Origin of the sequence: Streptomyces sp. SID12501, from assembly GCF_010550245.1 — a bacterium.
Classification (GTDB): Bacteria; Actinomycetota; Actinomycetes; order Streptomycetales; family Streptomycetaceae; genus Streptomyces.
Map to the genome: position 1 here is coordinate 67,260 of NZ_JAAGLU010000027.1, position 18,257 is coordinate 85,516.

Annotated in this window: 15 protein-coding genes; 3 read left to right on the forward strand and 12 right to left on the reverse strand. The window is 70.6% G+C overall.

The window, feature by feature from the left end; genetic code table 11:
• Positions 1–15: 15 nt before the first annotated feature.
• Both G3I71_RS29665 and G3I71_RS29670 read right to left on the reverse strand, forming a co-directional pair.
• Positions 16–1,908, reverse strand: coding sequence for a gamma-glutamyltransferase (locus tag G3I71_RS29665; RefSeq protein ID WP_164319263.1), 1,893 nt, complete (start codon positions 1,906–1,908; stop codon positions 16–18).
• A 101-nt stretch (positions 1,909–2,009) separates the two neighbouring features.
• Positions 2,010–2,846, reverse strand: a complete 837-nt coding sequence (locus G3I71_RS29670) for a class I SAM-dependent methyltransferase (protein WP_164319265.1) — start codon at positions 2,844–2,846, stop codon at positions 2,010–2,012.
• 286 nt (positions 2,847–3,132) lie between these two features.
• Here G3I71_RS29670 and G3I71_RS29675 point away from each other — a divergent pair, with 286 nt between their 5' ends.
• Positions 3,133–3,795 carry a hypothetical protein gene (locus tag G3I71_RS29675; RefSeq protein ID WP_164319267.1) on the forward strand — a complete coding sequence of 221 codons (663 nt, stop codon included), beginning with the start codon at positions 3,133–3,135 and terminating at the stop codon, positions 3,793–3,795.
• Positions 3,796–3,860: 65 nt separating this feature from the next.
• Here G3I71_RS29675 and G3I71_RS29680 read toward each other — a convergent pair whose 3' ends face one another.
• The 9 genes from G3I71_RS29680 to G3I71_RS29720 form a co-directional block, all read right to left on the reverse strand.
• Positions 3,861–5,432, reverse strand: a complete 1,572-nt coding sequence (locus tag G3I71_RS29680; RefSeq protein WP_164319269.1) for an NCS1 family nucleobase:cation symporter-1 — start codon at positions 5,430–5,432, stop codon at positions 3,861–3,863.
• A gap of 161 nt (positions 5,433–5,593) precedes the next feature.
• A complete protein-coding gene (locus G3I71_RS29685) occupies positions 5,594–6,613 on the reverse strand; it encodes a TIGR03842 family LLM class F420-dependent oxidoreductase (protein ID WP_164319271.1) in 1,020 nt (339 codons plus the stop codon).
• 16 nt (positions 6,614–6,629) lie between these two features.
• Positions 6,630–8,033, reverse strand: coding sequence for a dihydropyrimidinase (hydA, locus tag G3I71_RS29690; RefSeq protein ID WP_164319273.1), 1,404 nt, complete (start codon positions 8,031–8,033; stop codon positions 6,630–6,632).
• A gap of 106 nt (positions 8,034–8,139) precedes the next feature.
• Positions 8,140–8,982: a nitrilase-related carbon-nitrogen hydrolase gene (locus G3I71_RS29695; RefSeq protein WP_164319275.1), complete on the reverse strand. Its 843-nt coding sequence runs from the start codon at positions 8,980–8,982 to the stop codon at positions 8,140–8,142.
• 189 nt (positions 8,983–9,171) lie between these two features.
• On the reverse strand, positions 9,172–10,740 hold the full coding sequence (locus tag G3I71_RS29700) for a PucR family transcriptional regulator (RefSeq protein ID WP_164319277.1): 1,569 nt from the start codon (positions 10,738–10,740) through the stop codon (positions 9,172–9,174).
• Between the two features lie 22 nt (positions 10,741–10,762).
• The gene (locus tag G3I71_RS29705; protein ID WP_164319279.1) at positions 10,763–12,049 is read right to left on the reverse strand and encodes an aspartate aminotransferase family protein; all 1,287 of its coding nucleotides are present in this window, start codon (positions 12,047–12,049) and stop codon (positions 10,763–10,765) included.
• Positions 12,046–12,888: a nitrilase-related carbon-nitrogen hydrolase gene (locus G3I71_RS29710; protein WP_164319281.1), complete on the reverse strand. Its 843-nt coding sequence runs from the start codon at positions 12,886–12,888 to the stop codon at positions 12,046–12,048. The genes G3I71_RS29705 and G3I71_RS29710 overlap by 4 nt, the downstream gene beginning before the upstream one ends.
• A gap of 163 nt (positions 12,889–13,051) precedes the next feature.
• Positions 13,052–14,824, reverse strand: a complete 1,773-nt coding sequence (locus G3I71_RS29715) for a hypothetical protein (RefSeq protein WP_164319283.1) — start codon at positions 14,822–14,824, stop codon at positions 13,052–13,054.
• 165 nt (positions 14,825–14,989) lie between these two features.
• Positions 14,990–15,250 carry a helix-turn-helix domain-containing protein gene (locus G3I71_RS29720; RefSeq protein ID WP_164319285.1) on the reverse strand — a complete coding sequence of 87 codons (261 nt, stop codon included), beginning with the start codon at positions 15,248–15,250 and terminating at the stop codon, positions 14,990–14,992.
• 32 nt (positions 15,251–15,282) lie between these two features.
• Between G3I71_RS29720 and map the strand changes: the two genes are divergently transcribed.
• Entirely contained in the window at positions 15,283–16,074 is a 792-nt protein-coding gene (gene map, locus G3I71_RS29725; RefSeq protein ID WP_164319287.1) for a type I methionyl aminopeptidase, read from the forward strand.
• A gap of 165 nt (positions 16,075–16,239) precedes the next feature.
• Positions 16,240–16,389, forward strand: coding sequence for a hypothetical protein (locus tag G3I71_RS29730; RefSeq protein WP_164319289.1), 150 nt, complete (start codon positions 16,240–16,242; stop codon positions 16,387–16,389).
• A gap of 1 nt (position 16,390) precedes the next feature.
• On the opposite strand, the gene ggt is transcribed toward G3I71_RS29730, so the two are convergent.
• Complete coding sequence (gene ggt, locus G3I71_RS29735) at positions 16,391–18,199, reverse strand: gamma-glutamyltransferase (protein ID WP_164319291.1); 1,809 nt, start codon at positions 18,197–18,199, stop codon at positions 16,391–16,393.
• Positions 18,200–18,257: the final 58 nt, after the last annotated feature.

Below are 18,257 nucleotides of genomic sequence, written 5' to 3' on the forward strand. Positions count from 1 at the left end.
ACCAGGATTCGGACATCAGCGCCCGACCGCGTACCCCTGCATCCCCCGCGGATTCGCCGCCGCCGACAGGACACCCGTCTCCGGGTGCCGGGCGACCGCGCACAGCCGGCCCTCGGACCAGTCGTCGCTGATCGTCACGTCGTGCCCCCGGCGGCGCAGCTCCTCGATCACCTCACCTGCCGTGCGGGCCTCGACGGTGACGCTCCCGGGGCGCATGCCGCGCGGGTGGAAGGAACCCGGGAAGCTGTCGTTGTGCCAGTTCGGGGCGTCGATCGCGCCCTGGAGGTCCAGGCCGCCGCGCACTTCGGGGCGCAGGGCGACCGCGAGGAAGAAGTGCAGCTGCCACTGGTCCTGCTGGTCCCCGCCGGGCGTACCGAAGGCCAGCACCGGCACCCCGTGGCGCAGCGCGACGGAGGGCGTGAGGGTGGTCCGGGGGCGACGGCCAGGGGTGAGGGAGTTCGGCAGGCCCTCCTCCAGCCAGGCCATCTGGAGCCGGGTACCGAGGGGGAAGCCCAGTTCGGGTACGACGGGGTTGGACTGGAGCCAGCCGCCGCTGGGCGTGGCCGCGACCATGTTGCCCCAGCGGTCGACGACGTCGAGGTGGCATGTGTCGCCCCGGGTGGAGCCGTCGGCGGCGATCTCGGGCTCGCCGGGCCCGGGTGAGGCCGAGTGCTCGGCGACGCTCTGGTGCTTGGCGACGGTCGGCTCCCCGGCCCCCGGCAGGCCACCGACCGCGACCGTCGGCTCCCCGGCCCCCAGGGGGCTGAATCCGGGATCGTCCGTGGCCACCACGCGCGCGTGTGCGCACAGTCGCGGGGTGCGCCCGCCGGGGCTGCCCGGCCGTAGCTCGTACGAGGCCTTGTCGCCCACGAGGGTCCGCCGGTCGGCGTTGTAGGCGTCGGACAGCAGTTCGTCGAGCGGTACGCCGCCTCCACCGGAAGCATCGCCGTACCAGGCCTCCCGGTCCGCCATGGCGAGCTTGCAGCCCTCGATCAGCAGGTGGACGTAGTCGGCGGACCCGTACTCGGGCAGCTCGGGCGGGAGCAGTGCGAGCTGCTGGAGGAGGGCCGGGCCCTGGCTCCAGGGGCCGGCCTTGCAGAGGGTCCAGCCGTGCCAGTCGTAGGTCGCCGGGGCCTCGTAGGACGCGGACCAGGAGGCGAGGTCGGCGGCTGTCAGGGTGCCGGTGTGGTGTGTTCCGCTGGTGTCGAGGGTGGGTCGCACGGACTGCCGTACGAGCGCCTCGGCGATGAAGCCGTTGCGCCACACCTCCCGTGCCGCCTCGATCTGGGCGACGCGGTCCCCGGCCCCGGCGACTTCGCCGAGCAGGCGCTTCCAGGTGGCGGCCAGCGCGGGATTGCGGAACAGCTCGCCGGGCCGGGGTGCCTGTCCGCCGGGCAGGTACACGTCCGCGGAGGAGGTCCACTCCGTCTCGAACAGTTCCCGTACGGTCTCCACGGTCGCGCCGATGTTCTCCACGGGCGCGTGCCCGTCCTCGGCGTATCCGACGGCGTACTTGAGGACGTCTGCGAGCGGCTTGGTGCCGTGGTCGCGGAGGAGGAGCATCCAGGCGTCGAAGGCACCGGGCACGGCGGCGGCGAGGGGCCCGGTGCCGGGTACGAGATCGAGCCCGAGTCCCCGGTAGTGCGCGACCGTGGCCCCGGCGGGCGCGACACCCTGCCCGCACAGCACCCGCACCTCGCCGTCGGCCGGGGCGATGATGATCGGCACCTCACCGGCGGGCCCGTTGAGATGCGGTTCGACGACGTGCAGGACGAAGCCCGCGGCGACGGCGGCGTCGTACGCGTTGCCGCCGGCTTCCAGGACGGCCATCGCCGACTGCGAGGCCAGCCAGTGTGTGGAGGACACCATCCCGAAGGTGCCCTGGAGCGTGGGTCGGGTGGTGAACACGGGCGGCTCCTTCACTGCGGCACACGATCCGATGATCGTACGTATCTCACGCCGCTCCCCCGGTACATCCCATGCACCGCCCGCGCCGGCCCACCCCTCGGCTACGGCCGACGCCGTCCCGCCGTCAGCACGTGGCCGCTCGCGCCGAGCAGCGCCTGTTCGGACTCGATGCGGCGGGTCGCGGACATGACGGCCTCGCGGCGTTCCGGGTCGTCCAGCCACTGTTCGACGCCGCCCATGAGCCAGGCGACGCCCTCCAGCCCGTACTGGCCCTCCAGGACGAGTCCGGCCTCGCTGAACTCGGCCGGTACCTCGGTCGGTTCGGCGAAGTAGGCGGTCGTGAACAGGCCGCCGTCGGCGCCATGTCTGCCGGTGGTGCTGACCTCGTCGGTGCGGGCCCGGTGAGCCTGGTCGAAATAGCGCTCCTTCCGCAGCAGGTCGTGCAGCGCGGCATGGCGGTTGATGGTGGCCGCGACGACCAGTCCCCCGGGCCGGACGACCCGCAGCGCCTCACCCAACGCCCGTAGCCGGTCAGGTCGTTCGGGCAGGTGGTACAACGGCCCCAGTATCAGGACGACATCGCGGGAGGCGTCGTCGGCGGGCAGCTCACGGGCGTCCCCGAGGCGCACGGTGACACCGGGCAACCGCCCCGCCTGCTCCAGATGCAGCGGCACGGGATCGACCAGCTCGACCTCGTACCCGTCCCGCGCCAGCCACTCCGCGTGCACTCCGCTGCCCCCACCGACGTCCAGCACGCGCGCGGGGGCCGCGGGCAGCAGCCGCCGGAGCACGTCCTGGGTCCGCCAGAACTCCAGCCGGCCGGAACCCCGCCGGATACGGGCGTCCTCCTTGCCGCGCGCGTAGTAGGCGAGGATCTCCTCGGGCACAGCGGGAAGGTCGACACGCGTGACGTCTGTGGTGGGTGATCTGGAGGACATACGTCAAGCCTCCGGATCGGCGTGGAGCTGCGCAAGCCGATATCGATGCGCCTGCCTCATCACCTATGAGAGCTTCATCGCGATACATGGCATCAGTGGCGAATTGGGTTCTATTGGTGTTGATTTGCGCATTCCGACGGACAGTCCGGGCGCCCGACAACAAGTGACAGTCATCGCACAGCCACAGAGCGAGTTCGTACTTCCGCCCCACAGGCAGTCATGTGACACTGGCGTCCCGTCCGGAGTGCGGACCCCCCTCCGCACCGTCCCCCACGAGAAGTGCGCCTTGAGCCTTCCTCTGCCGCTCGCACTCACCACCCGTCTGGCGCCCGTCGCCGTGCTCGCCACGGCAGGCTGGGCGCTGTCCTCGGGCCCGCTCGCCGCCGCGCCGGCCGACAACCACGAGACGGCGGCCACCACGGGCGCGTCCGCGTCGCCCACCGCGCCCTCGACCTCGGCGGCCACGAAGACCTTCGCCGCCGCGCCCGCACCCTGCTCGGCCGTGACCCCGGGAACGATCAAGTCCCTTGTCCCGGGCGCCAAGGCAGCCGGCAAGGAGATCCCGTCGACGGACACGGACGCGCGCCGTACCTGCTCCTGGAACGCGCTCAAGGAGTACGACTACCGCTGGCTCGACGTGTCGTTCGAACTGTCCGACACGGACGCGGCGGCGGAGAAGACGTACAAGGACCGCCTGACGGAGAAGAGCGGCGGCGGGGTGGTTCCGGGTCTCGGTGACGCCGCCTATTCCGTCGTGAACCTGACCACCGAGGACAAGCAGCAGACCCGCGAGGGTGTGGTCCTGGTCCGCGCGTCGAACGCGCTGGTGGTGATCACGTACAACGGCAGCGACTTCGAGTCGAAGAAGGCACCCAGCACGGATGTGATCAACAAGGGCGCCATCAAGGCCGCCCGGGACGCGGTGGCAGCACTGGAGGGCAGCCGGTAGCACCGGCCGCCCTCCACCGAACATCAGATCCGTCAGGTCACGTCACTCAGATCCGTCGGACCACGTCACGGGGTCAGACCGTCGTCTTCTTCCTCCAGCCAGGTCTTCTCCTCCGACTCGGTCCTCCCCTTCCCGGTCGCCAGCATGAGCGCCAGGTAGAGCGCCATCGAGGTGCCCAGGCCCACGGCCCAGCCGTAGTCCGCCAGTGAGGACAGTGCCGGGATGGGCCGCCCGTCGATCAGCGGGTGGAAGTCGGCACCGCCGACGGCCAGTACGCCACCGACCAGGAAGGCGACGACCGCCCGCCAGTTCCAGCCGTTGTCGTACCAGTAGCGTCCGCCCGCCCGGTACAGGTCGGCGAGGTCGAGCTTGCCGCGGCGCAGGATCCAGTAGTCGGCGATGAGGATGCCGGCGACCGTGCCGAGGAGCCCGCCGACCAGGCCGAGCCAGGTGAAGATGTAGCCCTGCGGGTCGGAGTACAGCTTCCACGGGAAGATCAGTACGCCGAGGACACAGGTGGTGAGCGCGCCGGCCCGGAAGCTGATCTTCCGGGGCGCGATGTTGGAGAAGTCGAAGGCCGGCGAGACAAGGTTGGCCGCGACGTTCACGGACAGGGTCGCCACCAGCACGGTGACCAGGGCGAACAGCAGCCCGAAGACGTTGTCGGTCTTGGCGGCGAGCTGTACCGGGTCCCAGATCGCCTCGCCGTACACGGCCTGCGAGCCCGAGGTGACCATGACGGACAGGAACGCGAACAGCGTCATCGTGGTCGGCAGACCGAGCGCCTGTCCCCACGTCTGGGCCTTCTGGCTCTTGCCGTACCGCGTGAAGTCCGGGATGTTCAGGGACAGCGTGGACCAGAAGCCGATCATGCCCATGAGGGCGGGCGCGAAGATCTTCCAGAAGTCCGCGCCGTAGCCCAGCTTGGAGGGCTGGTCGAGCAGCGGGCCGAAGCCGCCGGCCTTGTCGGCCATCCACCACAGCATCACGCCGGCGCCGAGGAGCACGAAGGGCGCGGCCCAGTTCTCGAACCGGCGGATGGTCTCCATGCCCCGGTAGATGATGGCGACCTGGATCGCCCAGAAGATGGCGAAGGACAGCCACATCGTCCAGGCGTAGCCCCCGATGTGCGAGGCGTTCGCCCAGCCGTCCCCGATGAGCTTGCCGGCGAGGAAGTAGATCGCCTCGCCGCCGATCCAGGTCTGGATGCCGAACCAGCCGCACGCCACCAACGCCCGTACGACAGCTGGGAGGTTGGCGCCCCGGATGCCGAAGGAGGCGCGGGCGAAGACGGGGAAGGGGATGCCGTACTTGGGCCCGGCGTGCCCGGTGAGCAGCATCGGGATGAGCACGATCACGTTCGCCAGGGCGATCGTGAGCACGGCCTGCTTCCAGTCCATGCCCACGGCGATCAGACCCGAGGCGAGGGTCCAGGAGGCCGTGTTGTGGGCCATACCCACCCAGAGGGCCGAGAAGTTGTACGTGTTCCAGGTGCGCTTCTCGACCGGAACCGGCAGCAGGTCCTCGTTGGCGTACGGCCCGCTGGGAACGGGCGCGTCGGGGGAGATCTCCACCCGGCCGTCGGGGAGGGTGAGTTGGGAGGACGGCGGTATGGCCGTGGGAGCGGTGTCGGTCATGGGCAGGCCAATCAATGAGGTGGGTCGGGAAAGGCCGTGCGGGTGGCGCGTTGGGGGATGCGCACAGGACACCCGGAGGAGTCCTGACCCCCTCCCCGGCTACCTGAACGCCGGGGAGGAGGAGATGGTGGGTGCGTAACACAGCGACGAGTTCGGGTACGTCAGGCGTTGACGGCCGGGATCACCGTCGACCCGTAGGCGTCGATGACGGCTTCCTGGGCGTCGTGCATGTCGTAGACGGCGAACTGGTCGACGCCGAGCTCACGCAGCTTGTTGAGCTTCTCGATGTGCATCTCGGGGGTGCCGATGACGCAGAACCGGTCGACGATCTCGTCGGGCACGAACTGGGTGTCGGGGTTGTCGGCCCGTCCGTGGTGGGAGTAGTCGTAGCCCTCGCGGGCCTTGATGTAGTCGGTGAGTTCCTCGGGTACGGCGGCGGAGTGCTCGCCGTACTTCGACACCAGGTCGGCGACGTGGTTGCCGACCATCCCGCCGAACCAGCGGCACTGGTCGCGGGCGTGGGCGAGCGCCTCGGGCGAGTCGTCCTCGGTGATGTACGCGGGGGCGGCGACGCAGATCTTCACCTCGGACGGGTCACGTCCGGCGGCGACGGCCGCGTCCTTGACCGTCTTGACCATGTACTCGGTCAGATAGAGGTCGGAGAGCTGGAGGATGAACCCGTCGGCCTCCTCGCCGGTCATCTTGAGCGCCTTGGGGCCGTACGCGGCCATCCAGACGGGGAGTTCGGCGCCCGGCCGCACCCACGGGAACTTGATCACCGTGCCGCCGAGGTCGGCCTCGTCGCCCCGGCCGAGCGAGCGGATGACCTTCATCGCGCCGCTGATCCGGGCCAGCGTGTTGGGCGTACGGCCGGCGACGCGCATCGCGGAGTCGCCGCGGCCGATGCCGCACACCGTGCGGTTGCCGAACATGTCGTTGAGGGTGGCGAAGGTGGAGGCGGTGACCTCCCAGGTGCGGGTGCCCGGGTTGGTGACCATCGGGCCGACCGTCAACTTCTCGGTGCTGGAGAGGATCTGACTGTAGATCACGAACGGCTCCTGCCACAGCACGGCGGAGTCGAAGGTCCAGCCGTACGTGAAGCCGTTGCCCTCGGCGCGCTGCATCAGCTCGATGACACGCGAGGCCGGCGGGTCGGTCTGCAGGACGAGGCCGAAGTCCATGGGCGCTGCTCCTAGTTCAGATCAGGTACTGACAGGTGGAGCGGGGGGTGTAGACGCCGTGACCCGCACGTCCGGTGAACTCCCGCTCGGTGATGACGAGTTCGCCGCGTGAGAGGACGGTCTCGACGCGGCCGGTGAGCCGCTTGCCCTCGTACGCCGAGTAGTCGACGTTCATGTGGTGCGTCTCGGCGGAGACGATCTGCTCGGCCGTGGGGTCGTAGATGACGATGTCCGCGTCGGCGCCCGGGGCGATGGTGCCCTTCTTCGGGTAGAGGCCGAACATCCGGGCCGGGGTGGCGCAGGCGATCTCGATCCAGCGGCGGCGGCTGATGTGCCCGTCGACGACGCCTTGGTGAAGCAGGTCCATGCGGTTCTCGACGCCCGGGAGACCGTTGGGGATCTTCGAGAAGTCGCCCCGGCCCAGCTCCTTCTGGCCCTCGAAGCAGAACGGGCAGTGGTCCGTGGAGACGACCTGGAGGTCGTTGGTCCGCAGGCCTCGCCAGAGCGCGGCCTGGTGGTCCTTGGGCCGAAGCGGCGTGCTGCACACGTACTTCGCGCCTTCGAAGTCCGGCTCCGCGAGGTTGTCGGTGGACAGGAACAGGTACTGCGGGCAGGTCTCGCCGAAGACGTTGAGCCCCTGGTCGCGCGCCCGTGCCAGCTCGGCGACCGCCTCCTGCGCCGAGACGTGGACGACGTACAGCGGCGCCCCCGCGACCTGCGCGAGCTTGATGGCTCGGTGCGTGGCCTCGGCTTCGAGGAGGGCCTTGCGGACCTCGCCGTGGTACCGGGGGTCGGTCTCGCCACGGGCCAGCGCCTGCTCCACCAGCACATCGATGGCGATGCCGTTCTCGGCGTGCATCATGATCAGGCCGCCGTTCTCGGCGGAGCGCTGCATGGCGCGCAGGATCTGGCCGTCGTCGCTGTAGAAGACGCCCGGGTAGGCCATGAACTGCTTGAAGGAGGTGACGCCCTCCTCGACCAGCAGGTCCATCTCCTTGAGCGTGTCCTGGTTCACGTCGGAGACGATCATGTGGAAGCCGTAGTCGATGGCGCAGTTGCCGTCGGCCTTGGCGTTCCAGGTGTCGAGTCCGTCGCGCAGCGACTGGCCGACGCTCTGCACGGCGAAGTCGATGATCGTGGTCGTACCGCCCCAGGCGGCGGCCCGGGTACCGGTCTCGAAGGTGTCCGAGGCGGCCGTACCGCCGAACGGCAGTTCCATGTGGGTGTGCGCGTCGACACCGCCGGGGATGACGTACTTCCCGGTGGCGTCTATGGTCCGCTCGGCCGTCCAGGCCTCTGCGGCCGCGGTTCCGCTCGCGGCGAGGGCGACGATGCGGCCGTCCTCGATCAGGACGTCGGCATGGATCTCGTCGGACGCGGTGATGACGAGACCACCCCGGATGACGGTACGGCTGCTCATGAAATTACGCTCCGCTGGGTTGTGTCGAGAAGTGCGGGTCGTGTGTGGTGGGTCGCGCGGTGCCCCGCGCCCCTCGGGGGCGCGGGAACCCGCCGTCGACTTGTTACTACGGCGCGGTCAGGGGGCCGTACGCGTCGGGGCGGCGGTCGCGGAAGAACTGCCAGCGGTCGCGGACCTCGCGCAGCTTGGCCAGGTCCAGGTCGCGGACGACGAGTTCGGTCTCCTTGTCGCTCGCCACCTCGCCGACGAACTGCGCCTCCGGGTCCACGAAGTACGAGGTTCCGTAGAAGTCGTTGTCGCCCAGTTCCTCGACGCCGACCCGGTTGATAGCGCCGACGAAGTACTCGTTGGCGACGGCAGCCGCCGGCTGCTCCAGCTGCCACAGGTAGGCGGACAGACCGCGCGAGGTGGCCGACGGGTTGAAGACGATCTCCGCGCCTTCGAGGCCCAGCGCACGCCAGCCCTCCGGGAAGTGCCGGTCGTAGCAGATGTAGACGCCGATCTTGCCCACGGCCGTGTCGAAGATCGGCCAGCCGGCGTTGCCCGGGCGGAAGTAGAACTTCTCCCAGAAGCCCGCGACCTGCGGAATGTGGTGCTTGCGGTACTTGCCGAGGTACGAGCCGTCGGCGTCGATCACGGCGGCCGTGTTGTAGAGAACGCCGGGCTGCTCCTCCTCGTACATCGGCAGGACGAGGACGATGCCCAGTTCCCTGGCGAGCGCCTGGAAGCGCTTGACGATCGGGCCGTCGGGGATCTGCTCGGCGTACTCGTAGAACGCCTTGTCCTGGACCTGGCAGAAGTAGGGGCCGTAGAACAGCTCCTGGAAGCACATGACTTGAGCACCCTGCGCCGCGGCGTCGCGGACCGCCTGCTCGTGGACCTGGATCATCGACTCCTTGTCGCCCGTCCAGGCAGTCTGGAAAATGGCGGCGCGAATCACCCTGCTCATCGGGACCTCCGGTCACTCGGTGTACGGCGAGCCTAGGAAGCCTGGAGAGCGGGTTTGAGTTGCACGGTGTCACGCCTGCGGACGTCCGGCGTTCCACGGTGTCACCCTGCCGTCGGCCCATGTTTCACCACTGTTTTCCCTGGTCCTCTGATGTTTCGGAGCGGTAAGACGGAGCGCTGGAGAGTGCGGTCATCGGCCTTGCTGGGCGTCGTGCGCGAGGAGCGCGATATGCACGGACGCGGCCTGCTCGAAGTCGTCGAGATCGAGCCCGAGCCGCGTCTCTATCGCCTCCAGCCGCCGGTAGAGCGCGGGCCGCGAGACATGGTGCAGTTGCGCGGTACGAGATTTGTTGCGCCCGGTGGCGAGATAGGTCCGCAGCACGGGCAGCAGCTCGGACTCGCCCTCGGTCCCGCACAGCAGCCCGTCCAGCTCCCGCTCCGCGAAGGCCTGCACGTGCGGATCGTCCCGCAGCAGCCGGACCAGGCCGCGCAGCCGTACGTCCCTCAGATGCACCAGCACCGGCAGCTCCTGCCCCGCCGGCGTCTCCGCGACGGCGGCGGCGACGTGGAGTGCCTCGCGCAGTCCGGTGGGTACGTCGTCCCAGTTGGCGAGCGCCTCGGCGGCGGCCACGACGGTCCGGCCCCCGCCGGTCTCGGTACGCAGCCGGAGCGCGAAGTGCGCGGCCAGCGCCTTGGCGTCCTGGTCCCGGGCGAGGCTCAGCAGGACGGCGGTGGCGTCGTCGGCCAGCTCGGCGACCAGTCCCGGCAGTCCCAACAGCCGCAGTACGCGGTCGAGTTCGACGGGGTCGCCGTCCCGTACGACGAGCGGCACGAAGGTCCGCCGGTTGACCGGCAGCCCGGCGGCCCGCGCGCGCGGCAGCAGTTGCCGGGCCGGTACGACTCCGCTCACCAGGTCCGTCAGCAGGCTCTGCGCGGACTGCTCCTCCCAGGTGTGCACGGAGCCCCCGAGCATGCGGTGCAGGACGAGTGCCTCGGCTCCCCGGTCGGCGAGCAGCCGCCCGGTGGCGGCGTCACCGCGGTACCCGCACAGCACGATCCGTCCCCAGCGTTCCCCGCGCCCGCCCAGCTCGGCCCGGATCCACCCGTCGCCCTCGCTCCCGCCGGCCTGCCGGGAGATGCGCTCCCAGTCCCGCAGCACGTCATCGACGGCCGACCGCTCCCCCGCCGTGGCGAGGACCCGATGGGCGAGGTTGGTGATGACGACAGGGCAGGCACTGTGCGAGGCGACCTCGTCGAGGAGGCTCTGCAGCGGGGCGCCGGAGGTGATGAGCCCGGTGAGAGCGGTCCGTACGGTCTCGGACAGGCTCACGGCGGCGAACTTCCGCCGCACCAGCCGGGACTGGACCTCTTCCGTCAACTCCGCGAAGGGGAAGGGCCGGTGGAGCACCACCATCGGCAGCCCGCAGCGCTCGGCGGCGCGCCGCATGACGTCCGGCGGCGCCGGAAAGGCGCGGCCGAGCCCGAGCACGACAGCGGAGGCCTCCGCCCGGTGCAGCGAGCGGATGTACTCGACCTGGGCCTCCTCGTCGCCCGCGAGCAGCACCCCGGTCGTGAGGATCATCTCGCCGCCGCTGAGCATCACGCCGACGTCGGCGGCCTCGGCGACATGCACCCAGCGCACGGCCCGGTCGAGCTGGCCGGCGCCGGCCACCACCTCGGGCTCCCCGGCGAGCACCCGTTCCAGGCCGAGGACCTGGCGGACCGACAGGGCGGGTTCCAAGGTGGTGGTCGTGAGCATGACGGTCTTCCTTGCTGTGGTGTTACTGGACGCAGCTCCTCAGAGCACGTTCGAGGATCGCGGCGCCCTCCTCGGCCTCCGCGACGGTGAGGGACAGCGGCGGTGCGATGCGCAGCGCGCTGGTGTTGTGGCCGCCGCCCTTGCCGAGGAGCAGCCCTTCCTCCCGGGCCGCTTCGAGCACGGCGGCGGCGGTCTCCGGGTCGGCGGTGTCGGTGCCGGGCTTCACCAGCTCGACGCCGATCATCAACCCGCGCCCACGGACCTCCCGTACGCCCGGCAGCTGCGCGGCGACGGCCCGGAGCCGTTCGATGAGCAGTCCGCCGACGCGCCGGGCGTTGCCCTGGAGGTCGTGTTCCAGGAGGTAGGTGAGGTTGGCGAGGCCGGCCGCCATGGTGATCTGGGTGCCGCCGAAGGTGGAGATGGAGTTGGAGTCGAGGCAGTTCATGATCTCGGCGCGGGCCACGACCCCGCCGATGGACATGCCGTTGCCGATGCCCTTGGCGAAGGTGATGATGTCCGGCGGACCGTTCTCCGCGTGTGCCTGCCAGCCCCAGAAGTGCTCGCCGGTGCGGCCCCAGCCGGTCTGCACCTCGTCGGCGATCCAGAGGATGCCGCGTTCCTGGAGCACCCGGCGGAAGGCCGCGTACAGCCCGTCGGGCGGCGAGGTGAAGCCGCCGACGCCCTGGATGGGCTCCGCGATCAGGGCCGCGGGCGGGCGGACGTGCCCGAGCAGGTCCTCCAGGTCGTCGACGCACGCGGCGATGAAGTCGTCGTCGCTCAGATCGGCGTACGGACCACGGGTACGGACGCCACCGTGGACGTACAGGGTCTGGAGCGGGGACAGGGAGGTCGGGGACCAGCCCTTGTTGCCTGTGATGCCGACCGTGCTGAAGGAGCGGCCGTGGTAGCTGTTGCGCATGGCCAGGATCTGGTTGCTGCGCCGGTAGGAGGTGGCGAGGAGGAGAGCCGTGTCGTTGGCTTCCGTCCCGGAGGTGGTGAAGAAGACGCGTGCGTCCGGGATGCCGGACAACTGGGCGACGCGCTCGGCGAGTTCGACCATCGGCCGGTTGAGGTAGAGCGTGGACGAGTGGATGATCCGCCCGGCCTGTTCGCTCACCGCCTTGGTGATCTCGGGCAGCGCGTGCGCGGTCATCGTGGTGAGGATGCCGCCGAAGAAGTCGAGGTACCGCTTTCCGGCCGCGTCCCACACGTACCGGCCCTCGCCGTGGGTGATCTCGATCGGGTCCGCGTAGTAGAGGGCGAGCCAGTCCGGCAGAACCGCCTTGTGACGCCCGTACAGATCGCTCACGGCTGCACCAGCCCTTCGTACGCGTCCGGCCGCCGGTCCCGGTAGAAGGCCCACTGCTGCCGGACTTCATCGATGAGATCGAAGTCGAGATCCCGCACGACGAGTTCCTCGTCCTTGTCGCTCGCGACCTCGCCGACGAACTGGCCGCGCGGGTTCACGAAGTACGAGGTCCCGTAGAAGTCGTTGTCCCCGTACTCCTCCTGGCCGACCCGGTTGATGGCGGCGACGAAGTACTCGTTGGCGACGGCCGCGGCGGGCTGCTCCAGCTGCCAGAGATGGGAGGAGAGGCCCCGGTGGGTCGCGGACGGGTTGTAGACGAGCTGCGCGCCGTTCAGACCGAGCTGACGCCAGCCCTCCGGGAAGTGCCGGTCGTAGCAGATGTAGACGCCGATCCTGCCCACGGCCGTCTCGAAGACGGGCCAGCCGAGGTTTCCGGGTTTGAAGTAGTACTTCTCCCAGAACCCCTTGACCTGCGGAATGTGGTGCTTGCGGTACTTGCCGAGGTAGGTCCCGTCGGCGTCGATCACGGCCGCGGTGTTGTAGTAGAACCCGGACTGCTCGACCTCGAACACGGGTACGACGATGACCATGCCGGTCTCGCGCGCCAGTTCCCGCATGCGGGTAACGGTCGGCCCGTCGGGCACGGGCTCGGCCCAGCGGTAGTGCTCGGGCTCCTGGACCTGGCAGAAGTACGGGGCGTTGAAGACTTCCTGGAATCCGATGACCTTGGCGCCCTGCCGGGCGGCCTCCCGGGCATGCTCCACATGTTTGGCGACCATGGACTCGGTGTCGCCGGTCCAGGTGGCCTGGACCAGAGCGGCACGTACGACGTTGGCCATGACCTGCTCCTTCGGCTGGACGTCAGAGAGCCTCTACGCCCGTAGACAAAGGTCGTAGGGGCTTGAAAGTAAGCCTCCGGAAGAGCCTTGCCAAGACCATCGCCGTTAACCCGCGGAGTCGATCACGTTTCACACCCCGGTGGGCGAGTCACGGCCAGCCGGGTCACGCGCTGTGCCCGGCGACCCGGAGGGCGTGCACCAGATCCCAGTACCGGTCCTCGGAGGCACCCCGGGCCGCCTCCAGGAGCAGCGGTACGAGGCGCTGGGGGTCGGCGGCGACACTGCGGGCGGCCTCCTCGGGGGTGCGGACCCGGACGTACGCGTCGAGGAGGGCACGCACCTCACGCTGCCTTCCCTCCTCGGCGAGGCGGAGCACGGCCTCACCCACCTCCTGGGCCGGCCGCACGATGCCCTGCCGCAGGATCTGCTGGCCGTCGATGGCCCGCCCCGCCGCGACGAGCGCGTCGGCGGCGGCGACCAGCCGGTCCGCGGGCAGGGACGCGGCCTCCCAGAGCAGGGTGGCCCAGTCGGCGCCGAGCCCCGCGCGGTTCAGCTCGGCGGCGAGGAGCGGAAAACGGGCGGCGGGCCATTGGGAGGCCTCGACGAGCAGCGCGTGCGCCTCACCGCTGCGTCCCTCACCACGCAGCCGTACGAGGCTGCGGACGGCGTCGATGGTGTCGTGCCGGGCGTCGTCGTCCAGCGCCTCCCGCACGGGCACCGCGGGCTTGGCCGCTGCGGCGGCCCCGGCGAACCGGGCCCCACGCGGGTTACGGCGACTCGGGGCGGCGGGCGCGGGCATGGCCGGTGCGGGGGTGGGGTCGACGACGGGCGTGGCGCCGGTGTCCGCGTCGTCCGTCATCCCGGCGAACCGGGCACCGCCACGGGCACGGCGTTTGGAGCGCTGCTTGGGGGCGGGGCCGGGGTCCGCCGAGGCCGGTTCGGGGGCGGAGGGCCCGTACCAGTCGGCGGGGAGTCGCGGTGCCGTGCTCTCGGCGGCGGGCTCCGGGGCGTCGGCCGGGCGGGGGTCGTCGTGGTCGTCCGCCTCGCCGGAGCGCCGGATGTGGCCGCGCCAGGGGCGCAGGTCGCCGTCGGAACGTGGCCCGCCGGGGCCGCGGTCGTCTCCGTGGCGGTCGTCTCCGTGGCGGGCGGGGCCGGAGCCGTCCGGGGCCTGCTGCCGGGAGCTGGGCACGTTCTCGTATCCGGCGGTCGGACGGACGTCCGACCGCTGTCGGCGGGCGCCGCGCTCGTCGTACCAGACGGCCGTGTCGTTGTCCGGGCGGCGCTCGTCGGTGTCCGTGCGCTGTCCGGGCAGAGTCACGGGATCGCCGTCGTGCGCGTCGGCGGGGTGCGGGGCGTTGTGGCCGCGGCCGACGAAGACATCCGCCTCGTCGTCGCGGTCGCGGCGCTGGAAGGGTGCCCGGCTCATCGTCCGGCGGGCCAACTGGTCGAGGCGGTAACGGAGTTCGATGCAGCGGGCGGAGGCGCGTTCATGGTCGTCATGGGCCCAGGCGAGGTCGAGGCGGAGACCCTCGGCCTCCTCGTGGGTGGCGGCGGAGCCGAGCGACCGCCCCAGTTCGACGAGCCGTTCGGCGGCGTACTTCTGCTCCCGGAGCATCACGTCGAGCCGGTCCCCGAGGGTGTCGCGGGCGCCGGTGCGGGCGTCGAACGCGGCGAGGGAGGCCTGATGCAGGGCACGCGCCTGCTCGCCCTCCGGACCGACGGCGCCCGGTCCGAACCCGGTGGCGAGATCCTGGAGCAGCGCCTCCACAACGTCCCAGGGCGGCACCTCGCGCCCCTCCAGACAGGCGCGCATACCGTCGGGATCGCGCTCCCAGAACACACCGCACCAGCCCGCGCCCTGATCGAGGCGGGCCAGCAGGCCGTTCAGATACCGCGCGAACTCCCGCACCTGCCCCGGGAGCTGTTCCACCGCCATGACGTCCACCCCATGCCCGACCGGAGTTCTCCGCCCCGTAGAAAACACCAAGCGTGTTACGGACGGGCTACGAAGGGTTTTCGGACCGGACGCAGAGTACCGCGCGCCCAGCGGAACGTGACGTGAACCACTGACACATTGGCCAAAACCGCCCCCCCCCGGGGCTCATGCCGCGGCCGGGGCCAGAGGCTCGCACCGCCCGACCAGTTCGTCCATGGACAGCCCGAGGACCCGCGTCAGCGCCGCGACCGTGAAGAAGGCCGGGGTCGGCGCACGGCCGGTCTCGATTTTCCGGAGGGTCTCGGCGGAGATGCCGGCGCGGGCCGCGATCTCCGCCATGCTGCGGCCACCACGCGCCTGACGCAGCAACCGGCCGAGCCGCTCGCCGCGTTCACGCTCTTCGGGGGTGAGAGGAGTGCGTACCATGTCACCATTCTAATACCGGTATAGTAATTTGCATGGTGGAACTCAAGACGAACCCCGCGATCGATGCCATGTACGAGACCGGCCAGGTGGTCGGCAGAGGCCTCACGGCTGTCCGGGAAGCCGCTGACGTGGGCGTTTCCCTACGGGAGCTCGACGAGGTGGCGCACGAGGTGCTGCGCGCGGCCGGGGCGGCCTCCCCCTTCCTCGGCTACCGCCCCTCCTTCGCGCCCACCCCGTTCCCGGCGGTGCTCTGCCTCTCGGTGAACGACGCGATCGTCCACGGCATCCCGGACGACTACCGGTTGCGCGACGGCGACCTCGTCTCCGCCGACTTCGGCGCCGAACTGGGCGGCTGGGCGGGCGACTCGGCGATCAGCTTCATCGTGGGCGAACCGCGCCCGGCCGACGTACGGCTCGTCGAGACCGCCGAGCTGGCCCTCGCTGCGGGCATCGCGGCGGCGGTCGTCGGCAACCGCATCGGCGACATCGCGCACGCGATCGGCGAGGTGTGCCGCACGGCGGGCTATGGCATCCCGGAGGGTTTCGGCGGCCACGGCATCGGCCGCCGTATGCACGAGGACCCGCCGGTCCCGAACGAGGGCCGCCCGGGCCGGGGCATGCCGCTGCGCAAGGGCCTGGTCCTGGCGATCGAGCCCATGCTGATCGGCAGCGGCAAGGACGGCTACCACGAGGCCCCGGACGGCTGGACCCTCCGCACGAACGACGGCTCCCGCGCGGCCCACGCGGAACACACGGTGGCGATCACGGAGTCGGGGCCGCGGGTGCTCACGGCACGACAGGAGACACACACGAGCCGGGCGTAACCAACGGCCGCATGTACATCAGGAACGGCACCTCCGCCGACGCGGAGAGCAACGCGGCCCTGTCCGAGGCCCGTTGTCCGCCGCTCGCCGAGCAGGACGGCGAGTTGCGCGGCTTCACCCTGCTGGACACGGCCGCGGCCGGCCGGGGCCACCTGGACAACCTGCATGCCCGGCCGGGACGTCTGCCTGGAAGTGCCGCACGGCAACGCCCGCGCGATCTCGTTGTACGAGTACACCTGGCCCGCGGCGGCCGTCAGCCGCTACGGGGACTGGCGGCCGGCCTCGAACACCGTGCCGCCGCCCGTCGCCGGCTGAGTCAGGACGCCGGGCGCACCACCATCGCCGACCCGCCACCCCGTCGTACCGTCTCCGCCGCCGCCAGCCACTTGCCGTTCGGCAGGCGCTGCACGCCGGTCGCCGCGCCGATCTCGGGGTTGAGCCGGAAGCCGTGGCCGATCGCCTCCAGCTTGGTCCTCAACTCGCTGTTCCACAGCCCCGGTTCGAGCTCGGTGGTCGTCTGGTTGCGCTGGCTCGCGCGCGGCGCCGCGATCGCGTCGACCAACGGCAGCCCCCGGTCCAGGAAGCCCGTCAGGGTCTGCAGGACGGTCGTGATGATGGTCGCGCCACCGGGCGAACCAAGAGCCACCACCGGCTTGCCGTGGGCGTCCAGGACGATCGTCGGGGACATCGACGAGCGCGGTCGCTTGCCCGGACCCGGCAGGTTCGGGTCGTGGACGGCCGGGCTGGCCGGAGCGAAGGAGAAGTCCGTCAGCTCGTTGTTCAGGATGAACCCGCGCCCCGGGACCGTGATGCCGCTGCCGCCGGTCTGCTCGATCGTCAGCGTGTAGGACACGACGTTGCCCCACTTGTCGGCCACCGTCAGATGCGTGGTGTTCTCGCCCTCGTACGTCGTCGGCGCCGCGATACCGGTGCTCGTGCAGGCCGCCGGGTTACGCGGGTCCCCGGGCGCGACCGGGCTCGTCAGCACCGCGTCGTCCTTGATGAGGCACTCCCGCGAGTCGGCGTACGACTGCGACAGCAGTTCCTTCGTCGGTACGTCCTCGAAGGCCGGGTCGCCCACCCAGCGCCCCCGGTCCGCGAAGGCGATCCGGCTCGCCTCGATGTAGCGGTGCAGGAACTGGACGTCGCTCGCCTTCGAAAGGTCCGTCCTCTCAAGGATGTTGAGGGCCTCACCGACCGTCGTACCACCCGACGAGGAGGGCGCCATCGAGTAGACACCCAGGCCGCGGTACGACGTCTTGGAGGGCGCCTGCCGCTTCGCCCTGTACGCCGCCAGGTCCTTCAGCGACAGTTTGCCGGGACGCGCGTTGTAGCTCGAACCCGGGTCCACCGGCGGCTTGTTGACCGTGTCGACGATCTCCTTCGCCAGCTTCCCGCGGTACACGGCGCCGACGCCCTTGCGGCCCAACTCCTCGTACGTACGAGCCAGATCGGGGTTCTTGAAGGTCGACCCGACCACCGGCAGCGCACCGCCCGGCAGGAAAAGCTTCGCCGTGTCCGGGAAGTTCCTGAACCGCGTCTCGTTCGAAGCGGTCTGCGAGCGGAACGTGTCGTCCACCGTGAAGCCGTCGCGCGCGAGCCGCTCCGCCGGCTTCAGCAGCGTCCCGAGCCCCTTGGTGCCCCAACTGTCCAGCGCCGCCTGCCAGGTCGCGGGCGTGCCCGGCGTACCGACGCCCAGTCCGCTGGTGACGGCGTCGGCGAAGGCGATCGGCTGGCCGTTCTCCAGGAACAGGCCCGAGTCGGCCGTCAGGGGTGCCGTCTCGCGGCCGTCGATCGTCCGTACCGTACGGGACTTGGCGTCGTAGTAGACGAAGTAGCCGCCTCCACCGATGCCGTTGGAGTAGGGCTCCGTGACCCCGAGCGCGGCGGCCGTGGCGACGGCGGCGTCCACCGCGTTGCCGCCCTTGCGCAGGATCTCGATCCCGGCGGCCGAGGCATCCGCGTCCACGCTCGCCACGGCACCGCCGTACCCGACGGCGACCGGGACCTTGCGTAGAGCTGTATCCGCCGGCGTGGCGCCGGAAGGTGGCGCTGCCGCCCCCACCGAAACCACTGTTGCCGAAACCGCCAGGACCGCCAGACTCCGCGCGACAGGGCGACGCATCAATACCTCCAGTCAACAGCCGTCCGCGCAGCGTAACTTCATCCCCGCGGTCCCGTAA